The organism is Buchnera aphidicola str. Bp (Baizongia pistaciae) (genome assembly GCF_000007725.1).
Classification (GTDB): Bacteria; Pseudomonadota; Gammaproteobacteria; order Enterobacterales; family Enterobacteriaceae; genus Buchnera_B; species Buchnera_B aphidicola_H.
In genome coordinates, this window is sequence record NC_004545.1 from 31,148 (window position 1) to 53,675 (window position 22,528).

Sequence of the window (22,528 nt, forward strand, 5' to 3'; positions counted from 1 at the left end):
GTATAAAGTTTTTTAGATGTATTATATGGGAGAATTAATTTATGTACTATATCGTTGCATCAGATTTAGATGGAACTTTATTATCTCCTCAATTTTATTTAACAGAATATACAAAAAAAATTATTAAACGGTTAGTAAATAAAGGTATTTATTTTGTAATTGCTACTGGACGACATTATAATGAAGCTAAAGAAATTCAAAAAATGCTGAATGTTCCTGTCTTTTTAATTACTTCTAATGGTGCTAGAATTTATGATTTAAATAAAAAATTAATATATAGTTGTGATATAGAGCAAAAAGTAGTGAAAGAGTTATTACAAAAATGTTTACTTAATCACGATATATTAATTCAATTATATTCTCATAATAATTGGTATGTTAGTAACAATAATTATTCAGCATCATCTTTATATGTATCTTTCTCATTCAGGAGTAAAATTTTTGAATTTAAAACTATAATTAAAAAAAAAATTAGTAAAATATTTTTTACATGTAAAAATGTAAAAAAATTATTATGTTTGGAAAAATATATAATTAGTCATTGGGGAAAATATGTTAATGTTAGTTTTTCTTTTTTAAATTGTTTAGAAATTATGTCTAAAACGGTATCTAAAGGGAATTCATTACAATTAATAGCTAACATGTTAGGTTTATCAATTAAAAATTGTATTTCATTTGGTGATGGTATGAATGATAAAGAAATGTTAGACATGTCTGGAAAAGGTTGTATGATGGATAATAGTCATTATTTATTGAAAAAAAGTTTACCTAATTTGGAAATAATTGGGAGTAATAAATTTGATTCTGTAGCTATGTACTTAAATAAGATTTATTTTAAAAAATAATATTTTAGATGTAACTAGGAAATGTTAGTAGTTATTTATGATTAATACAAATTAGGTTATATGTTTAGTTTTGATAAGTTAATTTTAGATTTCAGTACTACTATATTATTTCAATTGTTTAAGATGATACTTTGTATAAGTCAATTAATGTTATCTTAAGCAATAAATAATTTTATACAGGATTTATATTATAATGATTAATAATCATACATTAGGTTTTCCAAGAATTGGTTTGTTTCGAGAATTAAAAGTCGCGCAGGAAAAATATTGGTCTAGAAAAATATCTAAAGAAGAATTGTTTTCAGTAGGAAAAACCTTAAGGGTTAGACATTGGCAGCAGCAGAAAGAATTGGGGATTAATTATATTCCTGTAGGAGACTTTTCTTGGTATGATCATGTGTTAGGAACGAGCATGTTGTTAGGAAATATACCTAAACGACATAAAAATGGCAATGATTTAGTAACCTTAGATACTTTATTTCGTGTTGCTAGAGGTGTAGCTCCTACTGGCGCATCTGTTTCTGCATCTGAAATGACTAAATGGTTTAATACTAATTATCATTATATTGTTCCTGAATTTAGTATTAAATCTGAATTTTGTTTTTCGTGGAGACAAATATTAGATGAAATTGATGAAGCACTATTATTAGGACATCAAGTTAAACCTGTGATTTTAGGACCTTTAACGTATCTATGGCTTGGAAAAGTAAAAGGAAAAAAGTTTGATCGATTGAATTTACTTAAAGAAATACTTCCTGTATATAAATATCTTTTATCAGAAATTAATGATAGAAACATTTCTTGGGTTCAAATTGACGAACCTATTTTAACATTAGAATTACCAGAAAAATGGAAAAATGCTTTTCGTTTTGCATATCAAAGTTTGTATGGATACAATAGTTTGTTATTAACAACATATTTTGGATCTGTTCAACATAATTTTTCTTTGATTTGCGAATTACCGATTCAAGGAGTACATTTAGATTTAGTTCATGGTAAATATGATTTAGTATTTTTAAATTCTTTTATTCCTGAAAAATGGTTAATATCTTTAGGAATAATTAATGGAAAAAATATTTGGAAAGCTGATTTAGTTATGTGGTTTAAAAGATTGCAGTTGTTTTCAAAATTACGTCATTCTTTATGGATTGGTACTTCTTGTTCGCTTTTACATGTTCCTATCGACCTTAAACTTGAGAATAAAATAAGTTCAGAAGTTAGGAGTTGGTTTTCGTTTGCGTTACAGAAGTGTCAAGAGTTAACATTATTACGTGATGCGTTGAATAATAGTAATACAGTTACAGAAGATATTAGAGTATGGAGTCAACCTATTCATTCTCGAAAGAAATCAGCTATAGTACATAATGTTGATGTAAAAGAACGCCTAAAATCAATTACATCGAATGATTTTAAACGAAATAATGTATTTTCAGTTCGGAAACAAAAACAACATAAGAATTTAAAATTACCAATTTTACCTACTACTACTATTGGTTCATTTCCTCAGACTGCAGATATTAGAAAAGCTCGATTTGATTTTAAAAAAGGAAATATCAATCACGACCAGTATAATACATTTATTTCAAAACATATTCAAAATGCTATTCTTAAACAAGAAAAATTAGGCATTGATGTATTAGTGCATGGTGAATTTGAACGTAATGATATGGTAGAATATTTTGGTGAACATTTAAATGGCTTTGTTTTTACTGAATTTGGTTGGGTACAAAGTTATGGTTCTAGATGTGTAAAACCACCAATAATTATTGGTGATGTTAGTCGTTCCAAACCTATTAGCTTAGATTGGATTAAATATGCTCAAACATTGACAAGTAAGCCAGTTAAGGGAATGTTAACTGGGCCTGTTACAATTTTGCTATGGTCATTTGTTCGAGAAGATTTATCTAAAAAAATAATATCAAGACAAATTGCATTAGCTTTGCGTGACGAGGTATTAGATTTAGAACAGTCTGGAGTAAAAATTATTCAAATTGATGAACCTGCTTTGAGAGAAGGACTTCCACTTCGTTTGAGTTTAAGAAACGAATATTTATCTTGGGCAGTAGATTCATTTAAGTTAAGTTCTTCTGGTGTTTGTGACGAAACTCAAATTCACACTCATATGTGTTACTGTGAATTTAATGATATTATGAATGCTATTGTATTATTAGATGCTGATGTAATTACTATTGAAACGTCGCGTTCAGACATGGAGTTGCTAGAATTTTTTAAAGAATTTAAATATCCAAATGATATTGGTCCTGGTGTATATGATATTCATTCTCCTAACATACCTAGTATAGAGTGGATAATGACGTTGTTGCGTCAAGCAATGCATTATATACCTGTAAAACGTTTATGGGTGAATCCAGATTGTGGTTTAAAAACTAGAACTTGGGATGAAACTTATTATTCTTTAGAAAATATGGTGCGTGCTGCAAAAATTCTTAGGAAGAAGTTATAACTTTCAATCATAATTTTTGTGTATTATATTGTAAAACGATGTTATAAATATATATAGCATCGTTTTTAATATATTATAATTGGCATTATATGTATTTATTAAATTATATGTGTTTTTTTAGAGTATTTAATAGTATATTATATACTATAAGATTAATGTTTAAATTTGTTTATGATTATATTATCAAATTAGTTTTTAAAATTTTGAAGTTTTCATTATTTTTTTTTTGATTATATTTGTTTTATTGTAGTTTTTATAATTTACTTGGGTATTTCGGTAAGATTTTGTGTTGCGTATTATTAATAATAATATTTAAAATATATAGTGTTTTTATTTTATTGATTTTTAGATATTAATTAATATTACAAAATTAAAGTACTAAAAAAATAAAGTTTAGTTTTTTATTAATTGAATTATTTTGAATGATATCAGTGTGCTTATGAGTATTATTTTTTGTTCTCTAAGAAATTAAATTTATAAATTACGGATTTTATTTTTGAGATTTTGTTAGAAATTTATTTATGTTTATTTTTTAAATAGTGTTGTTTAGTCTAGATTTTTTTTGAATTAATTTTATTTTACTTTGAAATTTTTAATGATATAAGAGATAATTTGGATATAATTATTATATTTTTTAGAAATAATATTGGTTTTGAAATTATATTCATAGGTTATTTTTAGGATTTATTAGTATAGGTATTAAAATTTTTTGTGTATTATGTTATTTAAACAAGTTTTTTATAAATAGAATTGTTTAGTAAAGTCGAAGTTTTATATGATATAAAAATTAATGATAAATTTTTTTTGATTTTATTTGAAATTTTTATACAATTCTGTATTGATTTTTAATTTTTTGAGTTAGTGTTTTAGTATGTTTTTATATTAGCATCGACTTTTTTAGTTTTAGTAATATTTTTTATGTTAAACAATTTTAGTATAGATGTTAGAACGCTTTTAAAAATTTTGAATTCATTAATACATTTTTGAAATAGATATTAATTTTTGCAGCGTAATTTTGAGAATTTGAAATTATTAATTTTATTAGTTTTATTAGCTTATGTGTTTCAAAAAGAATGATTTTGAAATTTATAAAAATTTAATGATGTTTGGTTTTCTTTTATGTGTATTAATAAGTTTTTTTATATATAGTAAGTTAATTTTATAATTTATATGATAAAACGTGTATTATAGCAGATATGTTTTTTTGTTTGAAATAATTTAATGAATTATTGAATTATAGTTTAAGTACAAATGTTATTTTGTGTTAAGTTTTTTATTAAAAATTTATTAACAATTAAAATTTAAAGTTTAAAATTTATCTTTAATATTTCTTGTTAATATATACGTTCTATTTTAGTGTTTAAAATATCTTTGTTTAGTAAAGATCATGGAAATGTTATATTTATTAGCTGACATTATAATTTCATTATCTCGAATTGACCCCCCTGGTTGAACAATACATGTTATTCCTGATTTAGATATTAAATCAATGCTATCTGAAAATGGAAAAAATGCATCTGAAGCTAATGTTGTATGATTTAAAGAAATATTATTATTGTTTGCTTTATAAATTGCGATTTTTGTTGCGTCTATTCGACTAGTTTGTCCTGATCCGATACTTATCGTAATTTGGTTTTTAATTAATACTATAGAATTAGATTTTAAATGTTTTACTACTCGTAAAGCAAATTTTGCGTCATTTATTTCTTGTTCGTTTGGACGTTTTTTACTAACTATATCCCATTGATTTATATTAATAATACTATTTGTGTTACTTTGTACTAAGATATCTCCATATATAGATTTAATGTCTATATTGTAATTCAGATAATTGTAGTTTGGATCATATTTTATGATTCTTAAGTTGGGTTTTTTATCGAAAATTTTTTTTGCTTCTTGCGTGAAATCAGGTGCTAAAATTATTTCTGAGAATTGTGTTTTAATAATTTTTCTAGCTGTTACGTCGTTTAATTTTTGATTAAATACAATTATACCTCCGAAAGCTGAAATTGGATCTGTTTCGTATGCTAATTTATAAGCTTGATCATTATTTTTTGCTGTTGCAACTCCGCAAGGATTTCCATGTTTTATAATAGCGCAAGTAGTTTTGTTAAACTCGTGAATACAAGATAATGCTAAATGAATATCAGAAAGATTATTATATGATAAAATTTTTCCTTGTAATTGTTTAATTTTCATTCTTCCAGATGTATTTTTTGAAGTGTTTGTATACCATGATGCTTGCTGTTGTTTGTTTTCGCCATAGCAAAGATCTTGTTTTTTTTTAAAATTAATTGTTAAATGTGATGGTAGTAACGTTTGTAATTGAGTATTTTTGGGTACAGTTTTATTTTTTTTAGATAAATATTGATAAATGTTATTATCGTAATTCATAGTATGTTTAAAAGCTATAGTTGCAAATTTTAGTTTTGTTGTTTCGGAAATAATGTTGTTATTTAAATTCATTTCATTGACGATGGATTGGTATAAATTAGGTTGCGTGACTACAAGAACGTTTTTATAATTTTTTGCTGCTGCTCGAACTATGGCAGGTCCACCAATATCAATATGTTCTATTATGTCATTTAAATGTAAGTTCGTATTATTTGAAGCTTCTTCAAATGGGTAAAAATTGATTACAACTATATCCATTAATATAATATTATATTTTTCTATTGTTTTTTTATCATGTTTTGGTTGTGCTAATATGCTAGCATATATTTTATGATGTAAAGTTTTTATTCTTCCATTCATAATTTCTGGAAAATTAGTATAATTAGTAATATCTGTTGCATAAATATTATTTTTTTTTAAGAAGTTAGCTGTACCTTTAGTTGCAAATAATTTTATGTTTTTAGATATTAGTGATTTAGAAAATTCAATGATATTTGACGTATCGGAAACACTAATTAATACGTTTTTTATTACATTTCTATTTGTCATAATTTTTAGTGTATACTTCATGGTTTTTAATATTGATTTGTAAATTTAATATAGGAAGTAAGGGTACTTCCTATATTGGTTAGTATTCATAATTTAAATTGTTTTAATAGCTGTTTTGAATGTTTTTCCAGAAATAAAAACTGGTGTCTTTGTGGCTGATATATGAATAGTTTGTCCAGTTTGGGGATTTCTTCCAATCCTAGCTGCTCTATTATTTACTTTAAAAGTACCAAAACCAACTAGTTGTACAGAATTTCCATCCTTGAGTGATTGTATAATAGCTGTTAATGTTATTTCCAAAATATTTTTTATTTGAATCTTGGATAAATTACTTTTTTTAGAAATAATGTTAATTAATTCAGATTTATTCATATTTTCCTCGCATTCATATATTTTAATAAAAATGTTATTTGAAACGTACTTTGTAGCATGTTTTGAAAACTTATATTTAAATGTAAAATATATCATATATTCAGATAATATAATTTATGTTTATATTTTAATATGTATTTTAGAATTTTTCATATAAAATTTTATGTTTTATATTTTTAGGTAGTATGTTATTTTAAAAGCGTGTTGTTATGTAAATATATTTTCTTTTTTGTTTAATTATTTTAGTATTTAATAAACTTACTTTAATTAATAATATTTTATGACGTAATTTTGGTAATGAAATAAATTAGAATAATTTTATTATCTTTTTAATATATTTTAAAATAGTTATTTTATTTTTAAATAAACATTTGCTTTTGTGCAAATGTTTATTAATATAAAAATATTACAATGTTGAATTTAGCAGTTCAGATAAGTTTGCAGATGCTTCTTCAACGCTAATTGATGAAGGTTTGTTTTTTTCTTTGGTTTTGTCTTTTTGGCAATTTTTTAGTCGTTTTTTGTGATATGCATATCCTGTACCTGCTGGAATTAAACGTCCTACAATGACGTTTTCTTTTAGTCCTCTTAGTTCATCTTTTTTTCCTGCTACAGATGACTCAGTGAGTACTCTAGTTGTTTCTTGAAAAGAAGCAGCAGAAATAAATGATTCTGTTGCTAATGATGCTTTAGTAATTCCTAACAAATCACGCGAAAATATTGCAGTTTTTTTTCCAATTTTTGAAAGATTACGATTAGAAACTTTTATTCTAGAGTATTCAACTTGTTCTCCATCTAAAAATTCTGAATGTTCAGATTTAATAATAGTAGCTTTTCTTAACATTTGTCTAATAATTACTTCAATATGTTTGTCGTTAATTTTAACTCCTTGTAAGCGATATACTTCTTGGACTTCATTAATAATATATTTAGTAACGGCTTGTACTCCTCTCAGTCTTAAGATATCATGAGGAGATTCAGGTCCATCAGATATAACATCTCCCTTTTCTACTCTTTCACCTTCAAAAACGTTTAATTGTCTCCATTTTGGAATCATTTCTTCGTATGGAGTGTTATTATTATATGGTGTTATTATTAATCTTCGTTTACCTTTAGTGTCTTTACCAAAAGATATAAATCCGCTAATTTCTGCTAAAATAGCTAATTCTTTTGGGCGTCTTGCTTCAAATAAGTCTGCTACTCTAGGTAATCCTCCAGTAATATCTTTAGTTCCTCCAGATTCTTGAGGAATTCTAGCTAATGTGTCTCCAGAACTAATTTTGATAGAGTTATCAACTTGAACTATAGATTTTCCAGGTAAAAAATATTGTGCAGGCATGTCTGTTCCAGAGATTAATACATTTTCACCGTTAGAGTCAACAATTTTTAAAGCTGGCCTTAAATCTTTTCCTAAGGAAGTTCTCTCTGATGTATCTAATATTACTATGGAAGTTAAACCGGTTAGTTCATCTGTTTGTCTTGTAATACTTTGTCCATCAATCATATCAACAAATTCTATATATCCATTAACTTCTGAAATTACTGGTATAGTATGAGGGTCCCATTTTGCTACTATTTCTCCAGAATTTACTAATTCTTCGTCCATTTTAGCTATTATAGCTCCATATGGTACTTTATAACTTTCTTTTGTTCTTCGAAATTTGTCAAGTATTTTTAATTCTACGTTTCTTGATGTTATTACTATTTTTCCTTCTGAATTTATAACTGATTTAGCATTGTGTAATTTTATAATTCCTGAGTTTTTAACTTGTATACTAGATTCTGAAGCTGCTCTAGAAGCAGCACCACCAATGTGAAATGTTCGCATGGTAAGTTGCGTACCTGGTTCACCAATAGATTGAGCAGCTATGACTCCAATGGCTTCTCCTTTATTAACTAAATTACCTCGAGCTAGATCTCTTCCATAGCAATTAGCACATACACCAAAATTAGTGTCACAGTGTACTACAGATCGTACCTTTATACTATCTATAGAATATTTTTCTAAAACATTACACCATTTTTCATTTAATAGTGTGTTTCGGGTAATTAATATATCTGAAGAATAGGGTTTTATAATGTTTTCAGCTGTTACTCGACCGAGTGCTTTTTCTCGTAATGATTCTTTAACGTCTCCTCCCTCTATTACAGACGTCATAATTATACCTTTATGGGTATTGCAATCATCTTCAGTAACTACTAGGTCTTGTGCGACATCTACTAAACGACGGGTTAAATAACCTGAATTAGCAGTTTTTAATGCAGTATCAGCTAATCCTTTTCTAGCTCCATGTGTAGAAATAAAGTATTGAAGTACATTTAATCCCTCTCTAAAATTTGCTGTGATTGGAGTTTCTATGATAGATCCATCGGGTTTTGCCATTAATCCTCGCATTCCAGCTAATTGTCGAATTTGTGCTGCTGAGCCTCTAGCACCAGAATCGGCCATCATAAAGATACTGTTAAAAGAAATTTGTTTTTCTTCATTTCCTTGTTTGTTTGTTGTGGATTCTGTAGATAAATTTTTCATCATGGCTTTAGACACTCGCTCATTTGCAGCAGCCCAAATGTCAATTACTTTATTATATCTTTCACCGGCAGTGACGAGTCCAGATTGAAATTGTTCTTGTATTTCGGACACTTCTATTTCAGCTTCAGATATAATATCTGATTTTTTTTTTGGAATTTCCATATCATCTATGCCAACTGATGAACCAGATCGTGCAGCGTAATTAAATCCTGTGTACATAATTTGATCTGCAAAATTTACTGTAGATTTTAATCCTAGTATTCTATAACAGGTATTAAGTAATTTAGAAATAGATTTTTTTCCTAATATTTTATTTACCATAAAAAATGGTAACCCCTTGGGAACAATCATCCATAAAATTGCCCTTCCTATAGTAGTATTTTCTATTTTTGTATTTTTTAAAAAATTTTGTTTGTCTATTTTTTTATATTCGGTAATTCGAACTTGTACTTCAGCGTGTAATTCAGAAAAACCCATCTGATACGATTTTTCAGCTTCTTTAGAATTTTTAAAAATCATACCTTCTCCTTTAGCATTAATTTTTTTTCTTGTCATATAGTACAAACCTAGTACAACATCTTGAGAAGGTACAATAATTGGTTCTCCATTTGCTGGAGACAAAATATTGTTTGTAGACATCATTAATGATCTTGCTTCATATTGTGCTTCTTTAGTTAATGGAACATGTACTGCCATTTGGTCTCCATCAAAATCTGCATTATATGCGGCACAAACTAATGGATGTAACTGGATAGCTTTACCTTCAATTAAAATTGGTTCAAATGCTTGAATTCCTAGTCTATGTAAGGTTGGCGCACGATTTAATAAGACAGGATGTTCATGAATTACTTCATCTAAGATATCCCATACAATAGATTCTTCTCGTTCTACCATTTTTTTAGCTGCTTTAATAGTTGTAGCCAATCCTTTTTTTTCTAATTTTCCATAGATGAATGGTTTAAATAATTCTAATGCCATTTTTTTTGGTAATCCACATTGATGTAATCTGAGATAAGGTCCAACAGTGATTACTGATCTCCCAGAATAATCTACTCTTTTACCTAACAGATTTTGGCGAAAACGTCCTTGTTTTCCTTTTATCATGTCAGCTAAAGATTTTAAAGGTCTTTTATTTGAACCTGTTATAGCTCTTCCTCTTCTTCCATTATCTAATAGTGCATCTATGGCTTCTTGTAACATTCTTTTTTCATTTCTAACAATGATGTCAGGTGCTGATAATTCTAGTAGTCTTTTAAGTCGATTATTTCTATTGATTACGCGACGATATAAATCGTTGAGATCTGATGTTGCAAAACGTCCTCCATCCAGTGGTACTAACGGTCTAAGATCTGGTGGTAAAATAGGTAATACTGTTAAAATCATCCATTCTGGTTTATTGTTTGAATGTATAAATGACTCTAATAATTTAATACGTTTGGTGAGTTTTTTTCTTTTTGTTTCTGAATTGCTATTATTAAGTTCATCTCTTAATTTATTACATTCTTGTTTTAAATTTATACTATTAAGTAATAATTTTATAGCTTCTGCGCCCATTTTAGCATCAAATTCATCTCCAAATTTTTCTAATGCATTTAAATATTGTTCTTCAGATAAAATTTGATTTTTTTCTAAGTTAGTCAATCCTTCATTAACTATGACATATGATTCGAAATATAGTACGCGTTCAATGTCTCGTAACGGCATATCTAACAGTAATCCAATTCTTGACGGTAGTGATTTTAAAAACCAGATGTGAGCAATAGGCGTAGCTAGTTCGATATGTCCCATTCTTTCGCGACGTACTTTACTTTGCGTTACTTCTACCCCACATTTTTCACAAATTACTCCGCGATGTTTTAATCGTTTATATTTTCCACATAAACATTCATAATCTTTTACTGGACCAAAAATGCGTGCGCAAAATAATCCATCTCTTTCTGGTTTAAAAGTGCGATAATTTATAGTTTCTGGTTTTTTTACTTCGCCGAATGACCATGAACGAATCATATCTGGTGAGGCAAGTGCAATTTTAATTGCGTCAAATTCATCAGTTTTAATTTGTGATTTGAAAATTTTTAATAAATCTTTCACGAATTATTTCCCGTCAGATTAAAATATTTAAAGATAATAAAATTAGCGAATAAAAAATTTAAATTTTAAATTTTAATATCTTTATTAACTATTCATTCTCTAATTCTATATTGATAGCTAATGATCTAATTTCTTTTAATAATACGTTAAAAGATTCTGGCATTCCCGGCTCCATTTTATAGTTTCCATCAACTATATTTTTATACATTTTAGTTCGCCCATTAACGTCATCAGATTTTACTGTTAACATTTCTTGTAAGGTATATGCAGCACCGTATGCTTCTAGTGCCCATACTTCCATTTCTCCAAAGCGCTGACCTCCGAATTGTGCTTTTCCTCCTAATGGTTGTTGTGTAACTAAACTATATGATCCAGTAGATCGAGCATGCATCTTATCATCGACTAAATGATTTAACTTTAACATATACATATAACCTACAGTTACTGGTCTTTCGAATTTTTCTCCAGTGCGGCCGTCAAATAATGTTATTTGCCCGGATGATGGAAGATCAGCTAGTTTTAATAATGCTTTAATTTCGCTTTCTTGTGCTCCGTCAAATACAGGTGTTGAGATTGGTATACCATTTTTGAAATTTTTAGCTAAAGATAATATTTCATCGTCAGAAAAATTATTTAAATTTGTTTTTTGTCTAGTATTATTTCCTAAGTTAAAAGCTTTTTGGATAAATTTTCGGATATTCAGAATTGATTTTTGCTGTTTTAGCATAGTATCGATGATATTACCTAGTCCCTTTGATGCTAATCCTAAATGTGTTTCTAAAATTTGTCCAATATTCATTCTAGATGGTACACCTAATGGATTTAATACAACATCAACAGGAAGTCCATTTTGATCGTATGGCATATCTTCTATGGGATTTATTTTAGAAATAACTCCTTTGTTTCCATGACGTCCAGCCATTTTATCACCTGGTTGAATGTGTCTTTTGACTGCTAAATATACTTTTACAATTTTTAATACACCAGGGGCTAAATCATCACCTTGGGTTATTTTATTTCGTGTTGTTTCTAATTTTTTATTAAAACATTTTTTTAATTCTTCATATTTTAAAAATAGTTTATGTATTTTTTTTTGGTATAAATTATTAGTTACTTTAACTTTAAATAGTTCTGATTTAGGTATTTTGTTTAACTGATCAATGTTCATTCCTGAATTTATAAGCGTGGATTTAATTTGAGTAAATAATCCTAATTCAAATACTTTTTGTTCTTCAGTTAGATCTTTTTTTGCTTGTTTTAATTGCATTTCTTCAATTTCTAAAGCTCGTTTATCTTTTTTTACTCCATCTCTAGTGAATATTTGAACATCAATTACTGTTCCTAAAACTCCATTAGGTACTCTAAGAGAAGAATCTTTAACGTCTGAAGCTTTTTCTCCAAAAATAGCTCTTAATAGTTTTTCTTCTGGTGTTAGTTGTGTTTCTCCTTTTGGAGTAACCTTTCCAACAAGGATGTCACCTCCGTTGACTTCAGCTCCAATATAAACAATGCCAGATTCGTCTAATTTTGATAAAGCAGCTTCACCTACATTTGGTATATCTGAAGTAATTTCTTCGGAACCTAATTTAGTATCGCGAGAAATACATGCTAGTTCTTGAATATGAATAGTAGTAAATCTATCTTCTTGAACAACTTTTTCTGATATTAATATTGAATCTTCAAAGTTATATCCATTCCATGGCATAAATGCTACTCGCATATTTTGTCCTAATGCTAGTTCTCCTAAATCGGTTGATGGTCCATCAGCTAATACGTTTCCTTTTTCTACGTTTTCTCCTAGCGAAATACATGGTATCTGATTAATACATGTATTTTGGTTAGATCGTGTATATTTTTTTAAATTATAAATATCAATCCCGGCTTCTTCTGAATTTATTTCATTTTTTTTAACTTTAATAATTATTCTAGATGCGTCGACATATTGAACTATCCCTCCTCGCTTTGCTATTATTGTTACGCCTGAATCGACAGCTACTGCTCTTTCCATTCCTGTACCTACTAATGGTTTTTCAGAACGTAAGGTAGGTACGGCTTGTCGTTGCATATTTGCTCCCATCAACGCTCGGTTAGCATCATCATGCTCGAGAAAAGGAATTAATGACGCTCCTACGGATACTATTTGCTGTGTTGATACATCCATATAATTTATTTGATTTTTATTAAATAAACTTGATTCACCTTTATAGCGACAAGTTATTAAATCTTCAACAAATGCGCCTGTTTCATCTAAGTTTGTATTTGCTTGAGCAATAATAAAATTACCTTCTTCAATTGCAGATAAATATTTAATTTCATTTGTAACTTTTCCATTATGTATTTTTCGGTACGGTGTTTCTAAAAATCCATATGAATTGGTTTGTGCATATACTGATAAAGAGTTGATTAATCCAATATTAGGACCTTCTGGTGTTTCAATGGGACATACTCGTCCATAGTGTGTAGGATGTACGTCTCGTACTTCAAATCCTGCTCTTTCTCGAGTTAATCCTCCTAATCCCAACGCCGAAATACGACGTTTATGCGTAATTTCTGATAAAGGGTTATTTTGGTCCATGAATTGAGATAATTGACTAGATCCAAAAAATTCTTTTATTGCTGCAGAAATAGGTTTAGCATTGATCATATCTTGAGGCATAAGCATGTCTAAGTCTCCTAAAGATAATCGATCTTTAACTGCTCGTTCTACGCGAATTAGTCCAATCCGAAATTGATTTTCTGCCATTTCTCCTACTGATCTAACACGACGGTTTCCTAAATGATCAATATCATCAATTTCTCCATGTCCGTTTCGAATATCAATTAACTTTTTAATAACACTAATTATATCTGATTGATTGAGTACTCCTCTTTCTGTGATGTTTTGTTTTTGCAAAGAACGATTAAATTTCATGCGACCTACTGAGGATAAGTCATATCTTTCTTCACTAAAAAATAAATTTTCAAATAAGTTTTCAGCTGCTTCGCGTGTTGGAGGTTCGCCTGGTCTCATCATACGATAAATTTCTACTAGAGCACTGAGTTTATCATGTGTTGGATCGATATTTAGAGTTTCAGAAATATATGGACCGTGGTCTAAATCGTTGGTAAAAATAGTTTCGATATTAGTATATTCATTATTTTTTAGTTCTTTTATAATATTAATATTTAGTTCTGTATTAGCAGATACAATAATTTCATTAGTTTTTTTATTGAAGTAATTTTTAGCCGATATTTTTCCTATTAAATATTCAGTGGGAACTTTAATTGTATGGATTTTTTTTTCTTTTAGTATATTGATATGTCGCGCAGTAATTCGTTGACCTTTTTTTATATAAGTTTTGTTATCGATACATATGTCAAAAGATGCTGTTTCGCCTCGTAGTCTATGTGGAACTAATTTCATTAAGATGCTGTTTTCAGTAAATTTAAAAATATTTTTTTTAAAAAATGTGTCTAATATTTGTTCTGTATTATAATTTAATGCTTTTAAGATAATGCTTATAGGTAGTTTTCTTCGTCTATCGATACGAAAAAATAAATTGTCTTTAGGATCAAATTCAAAGTCTAACCATGATCCTCTATATGGAATGATTCGAGCGTTATATAAAACTTTTCCTGATGAATGTGTTTTTCCTTTGTCACTATCAAAAAATACCCCTGGGCTGCGATGTAATTGAGATACAACTACTCTCTCAGTACCGTTAATTATAAAGGTTCCATTGGTAGTCATTAAAGGAATTTCTCCCATATATACTTCTTGTTCTTTTATATCTTTTACAGTAATGTCTAATGTTTCTTTTTCATAAATAACTAAACGTAGTTTTACGCGTAATGGAGATGAATAGGTCATTCCACGTGTTTGACATTCTTTTACATTAAAAATAGGTTGTCCTAATTTATAATTTATATATTGTAGTTCTGAATTGCCATTATAACTCCGAATAGGAAAAATGGAGCGGAATGCTGATTCTAATCCATGTATTCCATTTGGATCATGTTTAATAAATTTCTGAAATGAATTTAGTTGAATAGAAAGAAGGTAAGGTATATCCAAAACTTTTGGACGTTTTCCGAAATCTTTGCGTATTCGTTTTTTTTCTGTACTAGAGTAAACAACCATACAATTCCTTAGTTAGATAATTCAAAAAATTAGTTATTTACATTTTTTAAACTGAAATATTTTAAAATATTAGTGTTGGTTTTATTGTTTATTTTTATTAAATTTTAAGCTTAGATTTTTATGAAAAACATTAAGTTTAAAATTAAAAAAAGGCTGGTGATTTATAATAATCACCAGCAAACTAACATATATATATACATATTAGATTTAAGATATGAAATGATGTATTATTTAATTTCTACTTCTGCGCCAGTTTCGTTTAATATTTTTTTTAAAGATTCAGCTGCGTCTTGAGTAATTCGTTCTTTTATTATAGTAGGAGCAGATTCGACTAGATCTTTTGCTTCTTTTAATCCTAAGCCTGTTGCACTTCGTACAGCTTTGATTACTGATACTTTATTTCCACCAATAGATTTTAATAAGACATCAAATTCTGTTTTTGCTTCAGCAGTTTCAATATTTTGAGTTGATGTTGAACTGGAAGGAATGATAGAAGATACACCAAATTTTTTTTCCATATCAGAAATTAATTCAACTATATTCATAACGGACATTTCTGATATAGCGTCTAAAATTTGTTCTTTAGTTATAGACATGATAATTGTTCCTAATAACAATTCAGAAATTAAGAAGTAGTGTTATATGTAGAATATAAAAATTTTGATAAAACTATGAATTTTCTTTTATATTTTTAATAGATACTAATATGCGTAATAGTTTTCCTGCAGATATTTCTTTTGCTATAATTATAAAACGACGTAGTGCTTCATTAAATGTTGGTATGTCAGCTAGTGAGTTAATATTTGAGCCTGATATGGCTTTTCCTTCGAACACAGCTCCTAAAATTTTGAAATTTGGATTTGAGCTTTGTGACATGGAAAAGTTTTTTAGTAATTTAGCTGCACTGCCTGGATGTTCTGAAGAATACGCAATTAGCGTAGGGCCTATTAATATGTTTTTTAAACATTCAAATGGAGTGTTTTTTATTCCTAGATTTAGTAAAGTATTTCTATAAACACCTAGTTTAACATTTGATTTTCGAGCTAATTTTCGAAGTTGAGTAATGTCATTAGATTTTATGCCTTGGGGATTGGCAACAACTATTGATAATGCTGTTTTGGCTATTAAATTTATTTGGGTAACTAATTCTTTTTTCTTTTTAAAATCTAACATCATTTATCATGTACTCCTACATTTTTAGCTAAAAGTCACTAGAATTTTTACTTTATTTAAGATAAAATAGTTAGCGGTTACTGTAAAAATTCCAGATTATTAAATTAAGTTTTATTTTAAAATAATGTAATTTGTTAAAATTACTCTATATTTAAAAATTTGAAATCGACGATATATATCATGTATTTTGTGTATTTTTTTATATACGTTTGTTTGATAGGATAAATTTAGACGTATATTTTTTATTATAAAGAGTTTTTTTCTCAGCGTAAAGTATAAATCGATTAACTCGCGTTATTTAATGTATTTAAATCTATTTTAATTCCCGAACTCATTGTCGTCGAAATAACTACTTGTTTGATGTATGTTCCTTTTGATTGTGATGGTTTAGATTGTTTAAGAGAAGATATTAAAGCATTTAAATTTTCTTTTATTTTTGTATTTTCAAAATTAATTTTTCCAATAGAAATATGAATAATTCCGTTTTTATCATTTTTATAATGTATTTGCCCTGATTTTGCATTTTTTATTGCATATTCAAGTTTTTCAGTGATAGTTCCTAGTTTAGGATTTGGCATTAGACCTCGGGGGCCTAATATTGGACCTAGTTGACTAACATAAGGCATAACATCTGGAGTTGCTATAGCTACATCAAAAAGGATTGTTTTAGTTTTGACAGTTTCTATTAAGTTATGTAATCCTACAAATTCTGCACCAAATTTTTTTGCAATTTTTTCGTTTTCTCCTTGAGTAAATACTGCTACTTTAATTAATCGTCCAATTCCATGAGGTAAAATGGTTGTATTTCTTATGTTTTGGTTTGTATTTTTTGGATTTATTCCTAAATTTATAGCAACATCTAAACTTTCTATAAATTTTGAAGTTGCCATTTTTTTTAGTAGCGTGATACCTTCATCTATATCATATTTTTTTGTATGATTTAAAAATGTTTTAAATAAGTTTTGTTTTTTAGTTAATTTTTTCATTTATTAGTCCCTTCTGCTATAATTAAACCTATAGAATTTGCAGTTCCTATAATAGATTTTGAAATATTATCTATATTTGACCCGGTCATATCTATTTTTTTTATTTGTGCAATATCTAATATTTGTTGCATTGTAATTGTCCCAACTTTGTTTTGATTTGGTTTTGAAGATCCTTTTGTAATTCCGGCAGCTTTTTTTAGTAGTACCGAAGCTGGAGGTGTTTTAGTAATAAAAGAAAATGATTTATCTGAATAAACAGTTATAATAGTAGGAATAGGTAAACCTTTTTCTAAATTATTTGTTCGAGTATTAAATGCTTTACAAAACTCCATAATATTAATACCTTTTTGACCTAATGCTGGACCTATTGGTGGGCTAGGGTTAGCTGTCCCAGCTGATACTTGTAATTTTATGTATGCTTGTATTGTTTTTGCCATTTTGTGTATATCCTATATGAAATTATTAAATAGTATTTCATTATTATTATTAAATATAGTAAGTAGTTGTAATTATTTTTAATAATGAGTTATTTAGTGATTTTATAAAACATTTATGATAAAACACGTTTTTTCTGATCTTAGTAATGTGTGCGTATCTATCTTATATTTATTGAATGTTTAGCTAAAATAGTGGTTTATTTTAAAAATTTTATTAATTTTTTTTAACTTGACTAAAATCTAATTCTACTGGTGTTGATCGTCCAAAAATTGAAACTGACACTTTTAATCTGTTTTTTTCGTAATCTACTTCTTCTACAATTCCATTAAAATCTGAAAATGGACCATCGTTTACTCTGACTGTTTCTCCTGGTTCAAATAGTGTTTTAGGTCTTGGCTTATCTCCTACTTGTTTAAGTTTATTAATAATAGTGTTAACTTCTTGATCGGTGATAGGTAAAGGTCGATCAGGAGTTCCGCCTATAAATCCTAAAACACGGGGTATGCTTCGTACCAAATGCCAACTTGATTCGTTCATAATCATTTGAATTAATACATATCCTGGAAAAAATTTATATTCACTTTTTTTTCTTTGTCCTGCTTTAATTTCTATAACTTCTTCAGAAGGAACCATAACTTCCCCAAATAATTTTTCCATTTTTTTTAGTTTAACATGTTCGCGTATTGATTGTGCTATGCGTCCTTCAAATCCTGAGAAAGCTTGTAGTACATACCAACGTTTTTTGTAACTTTTGTACATGTATTTATAACCTTAGGCTGGTGATTAATGATATGAACCAGATTAAAATATTGTCTAGCCCCCATAGAATTAATGCAAGTAAAATAGTAACTATTATTACAGTAAATGTAACGTGTAATGTATCTTTGAAATTTGGCCACGTAATCAGTTTTGTTTCATGTATTGCGCTTTTAGTAAAAATTAAAAATTTTTTTCCTGATTTTGTTAGAAATATTAATCCTGTGCTTAGTATTGTTAGGCTTGTTAGTAGTATATTTTGAAATATATTAGAATGTTTTATATAATAGTGATTACTTAGTATGAATAATATTATTAGTATACCTAAAAATGACCATTTTGCTATTTTTAGTTTATCGTATTTTTTTTTTAATTTAGTAGCTTTAATCATATTTTATCCTATAAATATTAATTAAATAAGATGTTCGGAATGTAGAGACACTATTATTTTTATTTATCTTCATTTTATTAATGTTAACAATTGTTTGTAATAAAGTATTTAAAATGTATATAAACATTGTTATAAGTTATAGTTTTTGTGTCCTAATTAAGTTATATAATGTTTAAACAAGTATATTAGAAGAAAGTTAGGTGATAGAGTATGATAATTTAAAGTATTAGTTATATATTATGGGTTGGTTATTTTAATATTTTTTTAAGTATGATTATATGAAGGTCACAATGTATGGTTTTGTTTATAGAAATAGTTTTTGTAATATAATAAGATTATATAAGAAATTTAAAAATGTTTTTTGTTTATTAAAATAGTACTTTGAATGCTGATACCCAGGTTTGAACTGGGAACCTCACCCTTACCGAGGGTGTGCTCTACCAAACTGAGCTATATCAGCAAATGTATTTTTTGGAGCGAACAGCGGGAATTGAACCCGCATCATCAGCTTGGAAGGCTGAGGTAATATCCATTATACGATGTTCGCTTGTTTTTGAGATAGTTTTCTGTGTTACACAAATTTTTTGGTGGGAGAAGGATTCGAACCTTCGAAGTCTTTGACGGCAGATTTACAGTCTGCTCCCTTTAGCCACTCGGGAATCCCACCATTTTATGTTTTTGGTAATACATATTGCCGGCTACCGGAATCGAACTGGTGACCTACTGATTACAAGTCAGTTGCTCTGCCTGCTGAGCTAAGCCGGCTTTATTTATAATATATTACGGATAGATTAATATTTATGCAATAAAAATTTATTAATTATTACTAATATCTTAGTATAAATTTTCATATAAGTTAATAATAATATCATAGTATTTAACATTTTAGTAAATATTATTTTTAATACAATAATTTGTGACATTTTATTAATGTTTAATTTATTCAAATATAATTTGAGCTAATGAATTAACTATTTTATATGCAATTTTGTTTATTTTATAAATAATTTCGTAATTTCAATTGGATTTTATTTATTTTACATTATATTTATGGATATTGTAGAATACTAAATTTTTAATTTTTTTTATTGTAATGTATAAAGTTTCGTAGACAAGTTACAAATTTATAGACTTGATTTTAATTAATAATTTGAACTTCGAGTTCTAAAGTGATGTCAAATTTTTTTTTAACTTTGGAAATAATAATTTTAGCTAGTTTTATTATATTTTTAGATGTAGCTAAATTATTTTTGTTTATTAATATTAATGCTTGTTTGTGATATATTTTAGCATTTCCAACTGAAAAATTTTTTAACTTGCATTTTTCGATTAACCATCCAGCAGAAAGTTTTATCATTCCATGTGGCTCTGGATAAAAAGGCAAATCTTTGTATTCGCAAATTATTTTATGAGCTTTATTTTTTTTAATTATAGGGTTTTTAAAGAAACTTCCTGCATTTCCTATTTTTTTTGGATTGGGTAATTTTTTTTTTCGGAGTTTGCAAATATAGTGGAATATTTGATGTGACGTAATGTTTTTAAAAGATAATTTTTGTAATTCTAAATGTGAAATTTTTGGTTTCCAAGTTTTAGGTAATTTTATTCCTACTGACAAAATTATTGAATTAGGATTATGTTTTTTCTTAAAAATACTGTCTCTATAACCAAATAAACAATTATTTGAATTAATTCGAACAATTTTAGAATTGTTTAAGTATAAAACGTCTACGTATTGACATACATCTTTGAATTCTACTCCATATGCACCTATATTCTGTATAGGGGCTGCTCCTACAGTTCCAGGAATTAAAGCTAAGTTTTCTAATCCGTAAATTTTTTTTTGAATAGTATATTTTACTAAATTATTCCATTTTGTTCCTCCTTTTACATGTAATAACCAATAGTCTTTTTGTTCATGAATAGTAATTCCAGAGATTCTATTAACAACTACAAAACCGTTATAGTTTTTAGTGAATAAAACGTTACTTCCTTTTCCTAATAATAAAAAAGGCAAATTTTCTTGGTTGCATTTTTTCCATGTTTTAATCAGCGTTTTTATAGTTTTAACAATAATTATTTTTTTTGCAAACACGTTTATTTTAAATGTATGAAATTTTTTTAAAGATGTATAGTAAGTTTTCATTGCATAGTGTTTTAACTTTTTAGTTAAAAAACTTGTTTTTTAATATCAATTAGATTAAAAAATATAGCTTGAATTATTGTTGTTAATATGCATGGTACCATATATACTTTTAATAATAAACTTGTACATATTTATTTATATATTTAATTTTAATTTATAAACTAGAGGAATAATGGTATGAAATTAGTTTATAAAAATTATCATGAAACGTTAAATCAGCATTTAATGAATATTTGTGAAAAAGTAAATATTTCATTTGAATTTTTTCCTCCTAATAATATATTGTCAGAAAAAAATTTATGGCAAGTAATTGATAAATTAAAGTTATTAACACCTAAATTTTTTTCAGTAACTCATGGAACTAATTCTAAAATACGCGCTACTTGTACTTCTAATATTGTTAAAAAAATTAAGAAATATACAGGTATTGAAACAGTTCCGCATTTAACGTGCATAAATTCGACTGAAGAGGAATTGAAGGTTATTGCTAAAACATATTGGGATAGTGGAATTCGTCATATTTTAGCGTTAAGAGGTGATATATTTAATACTAATTGTAAACCTAAAATATATGCAGTTGATTTAATTAAATTATTAAAATCAATAGCTAATTTTGAAATTTCTGTTGCTGCTTATCCAGAAGTGCATCCAGAAGCTGTTAATGCTAAATATGACATAATAAATTTAAAAAGAAAAGTAGAAGCTGGTGCTACTCGTGCAATTACTCAATTCTTTTTTAATATTGATTGTTTTTTGCGATTTAGAGATCTTTGTGTAAAAAATAATATTACTATAGATATAGTTCCCGGAATATTTCCAATTAGTAATTTTAAACAATTGCTTAAATTTTCAAGTGTGAGTAATGTTAGTATTCCTAAGTGGTTATGCTGCATGTTTCATGGATTAGATAATGATTTAAATACTAGCAGAATTATTGGCTCTAGTATAGCAATAGACATGGTTAAGGTTTTATATAGCGAAGGAATTCGAAGTTTTCACTTTTATACTTTAAATAAATCAGAAATATCTTTTGCTATTTGTAAAATTTTAGAGAATAAATCATAATTTAATTATTTAGAATTTTTAAAGATTGTAATATTAAATGTGTGCATTGCGTTTAAGATTATAATTTTTAAAAATTTAGTTATTATTTTTTAGTTTTTTATTTTTTAGTGATCAACAGAAGTAATGTATTAAATTCAATTAATATTTCAGATAAATGGGATATGCTTTAAGAGAATGATGTATACAATATAATAATTACTAAGATTGGTTT

General features: G+C 27.2%; 14 protein-coding genes and 4 tRNA genes. 3 read left to right on the forward strand and 15 right to left on the reverse strand.

Annotated elements, in window-relative coordinates:
• The first annotated feature begins 41 nt into the window (after positions 1 to 41).
• Together BBP_RS00150 and metE are read left to right on the forward strand one after the other, a co-directional pair.
• Positions 42 to 845, forward strand: a complete 804-nt coding sequence (locus tag BBP_RS00150; protein ID WP_011091174.1) for a Cof-type HAD-IIB family hydrolase — start codon at positions 42 to 44, stop codon at positions 843 to 845.
• 190 nt (positions 846 to 1,035) lie between these two features.
• Entirely contained in the window at positions 1,036 to 3,309 is a 2,274-nt protein-coding gene (gene metE / locus BBP_RS00155; protein WP_044010445.1) for a 5-methyltetrahydropteroyltriglutamate--homocysteine S-methyltransferase, read from the forward strand.
• Positions 3,310 to 4,662: 1,353 nt separating this feature from the next.
• Here the strand turns inward: metE and purH are convergent.
• The 15 genes from purH to murB form a co-directional block, all read right to left on the reverse strand.
• Complete coding sequence (gene purH / locus BBP_RS00160) at positions 4,663 to 6,252, reverse strand: bifunctional phosphoribosylaminoimidazolecarboxamide formyltransferase/IMP cyclohydrolase (protein ID WP_044010448.1); 1,590 nt, start codon at positions 6,250 to 6,252, stop codon at positions 4,663 to 4,665.
• 93 nt (positions 6,253 to 6,345) lie between these two features.
• Positions 6,346 to 6,624 carry an HU family DNA-binding protein gene (locus BBP_RS00165; protein ID WP_011091177.1) on the reverse strand — a complete coding sequence of 93 codons (279 nt, stop codon included), beginning with the start codon at positions 6,622 to 6,624 and terminating at the stop codon, positions 6,346 to 6,348.
• 406 nt (positions 6,625 to 7,030) lie between these two features.
• Positions 7,031 to 11,245, reverse strand: a complete 4,215-nt coding sequence (rpoC, locus tag BBP_RS00175) for a DNA-directed RNA polymerase subunit beta' (RefSeq protein ID WP_011091178.1) — start codon at positions 11,243 to 11,245, stop codon at positions 7,031 to 7,033.
• An 88-nt stretch (positions 11,246 to 11,333) separates the two neighbouring features.
• Complete coding sequence (gene rpoB / locus BBP_RS00180) at positions 11,334 to 15,365, reverse strand: DNA-directed RNA polymerase subunit beta (RefSeq protein WP_011091179.1); 4,032 nt, start codon at positions 15,363 to 15,365, stop codon at positions 11,334 to 11,336.
• Positions 15,366 to 15,592: 227 nt separating this feature from the next.
• Positions 15,593 to 15,961 carry a 50S ribosomal protein L7/L12 gene (gene rplL, locus BBP_RS00185; RefSeq protein WP_011091180.1) on the reverse strand — a complete coding sequence of 123 codons (369 nt, stop codon included), beginning with the start codon at positions 15,959 to 15,961 and terminating at the stop codon, positions 15,593 to 15,595.
• 73 nt (positions 15,962 to 16,034) lie between these two features.
• Positions 16,035 to 16,538: a 50S ribosomal protein L10 gene (gene rplJ / locus BBP_RS00190; protein WP_416224302.1), complete on the reverse strand. Its 504-nt coding sequence runs from the start codon at positions 16,536 to 16,538 to the stop codon at positions 16,035 to 16,037.
• Between the two features lie 284 nt (positions 16,539 to 16,822).
• Positions 16,823 to 17,524: a 50S ribosomal protein L1 gene (gene rplA, locus BBP_RS00195; protein ID WP_011091182.1), complete on the reverse strand. Its 702-nt coding sequence runs from the start codon at positions 17,522 to 17,524 to the stop codon at positions 16,823 to 16,825.
• Positions 17,521 to 17,961: a 50S ribosomal protein L11 gene (rplK, locus tag BBP_RS00200; RefSeq protein WP_011091183.1), complete on the reverse strand. Its 441-nt coding sequence runs from the start codon at positions 17,959 to 17,961 to the stop codon at positions 17,521 to 17,523. The genes rplA and rplK overlap by 4 nt, the downstream gene beginning before the upstream one ends.
• 214 nt (positions 17,962 to 18,175) lie before the next feature.
• Positions 18,176 to 18,721 carry a transcription termination/antitermination protein NusG gene (gene nusG, locus BBP_RS00205; protein WP_011091184.1) on the reverse strand — a complete coding sequence of 182 codons (546 nt, stop codon included), beginning with the start codon at positions 18,719 to 18,721 and terminating at the stop codon, positions 18,176 to 18,178.
• 4 nt (positions 18,722 to 18,725) lie between these two features.
• Positions 18,726 to 19,109, reverse strand: coding sequence for a preprotein translocase subunit SecE (secE, locus tag BBP_RS02965; protein ID WP_011091185.1), 384 nt, complete (start codon positions 19,107 to 19,109; stop codon positions 18,726 to 18,728).
• Between the two features lie 386 nt (positions 19,110 to 19,495).
• Positions 19,496 to 19,569, reverse strand: a tRNA-Thr gene (locus BBP_RS00215).
• Between the two features lie 12 nt (positions 19,570 to 19,581).
• Positions 19,582 to 19,656: transfer RNA gene (locus BBP_RS00220), tRNA-Gly, on the reverse strand.
• A gap of 38 nt (positions 19,657 to 19,694) precedes the next feature.
• Positions 19,695 to 19,776, reverse strand: a tRNA-Tyr gene (locus BBP_RS00225).
• Positions 19,777 to 19,801: 25 nt separating this feature from the next.
• Positions 19,802 to 19,874 (reverse strand) — tRNA-Thr (locus BBP_RS00230).
• A gap of 373 nt (positions 19,875 to 20,247) precedes the next feature.
• Entirely contained in the window at positions 20,248 to 21,252 is a 1,005-nt protein-coding gene (gene murB, locus BBP_RS00235; protein ID WP_011091186.1) for a UDP-N-acetylmuramate dehydrogenase, read from the reverse strand.
• A 177-nt stretch (positions 21,253 to 21,429) separates the two neighbouring features.
• Here murB and metF point away from each other — a divergent pair, with 177 nt between their 5' ends.
• Complete coding sequence (gene metF, locus BBP_RS00240) at positions 21,430 to 22,317, forward strand: methylenetetrahydrofolate reductase (RefSeq protein ID WP_011091187.1); 888 nt, start codon at positions 21,430 to 21,432, stop codon at positions 22,315 to 22,317.
• Positions 22,318 to 22,528 lie beyond the last annotated feature (211 nt).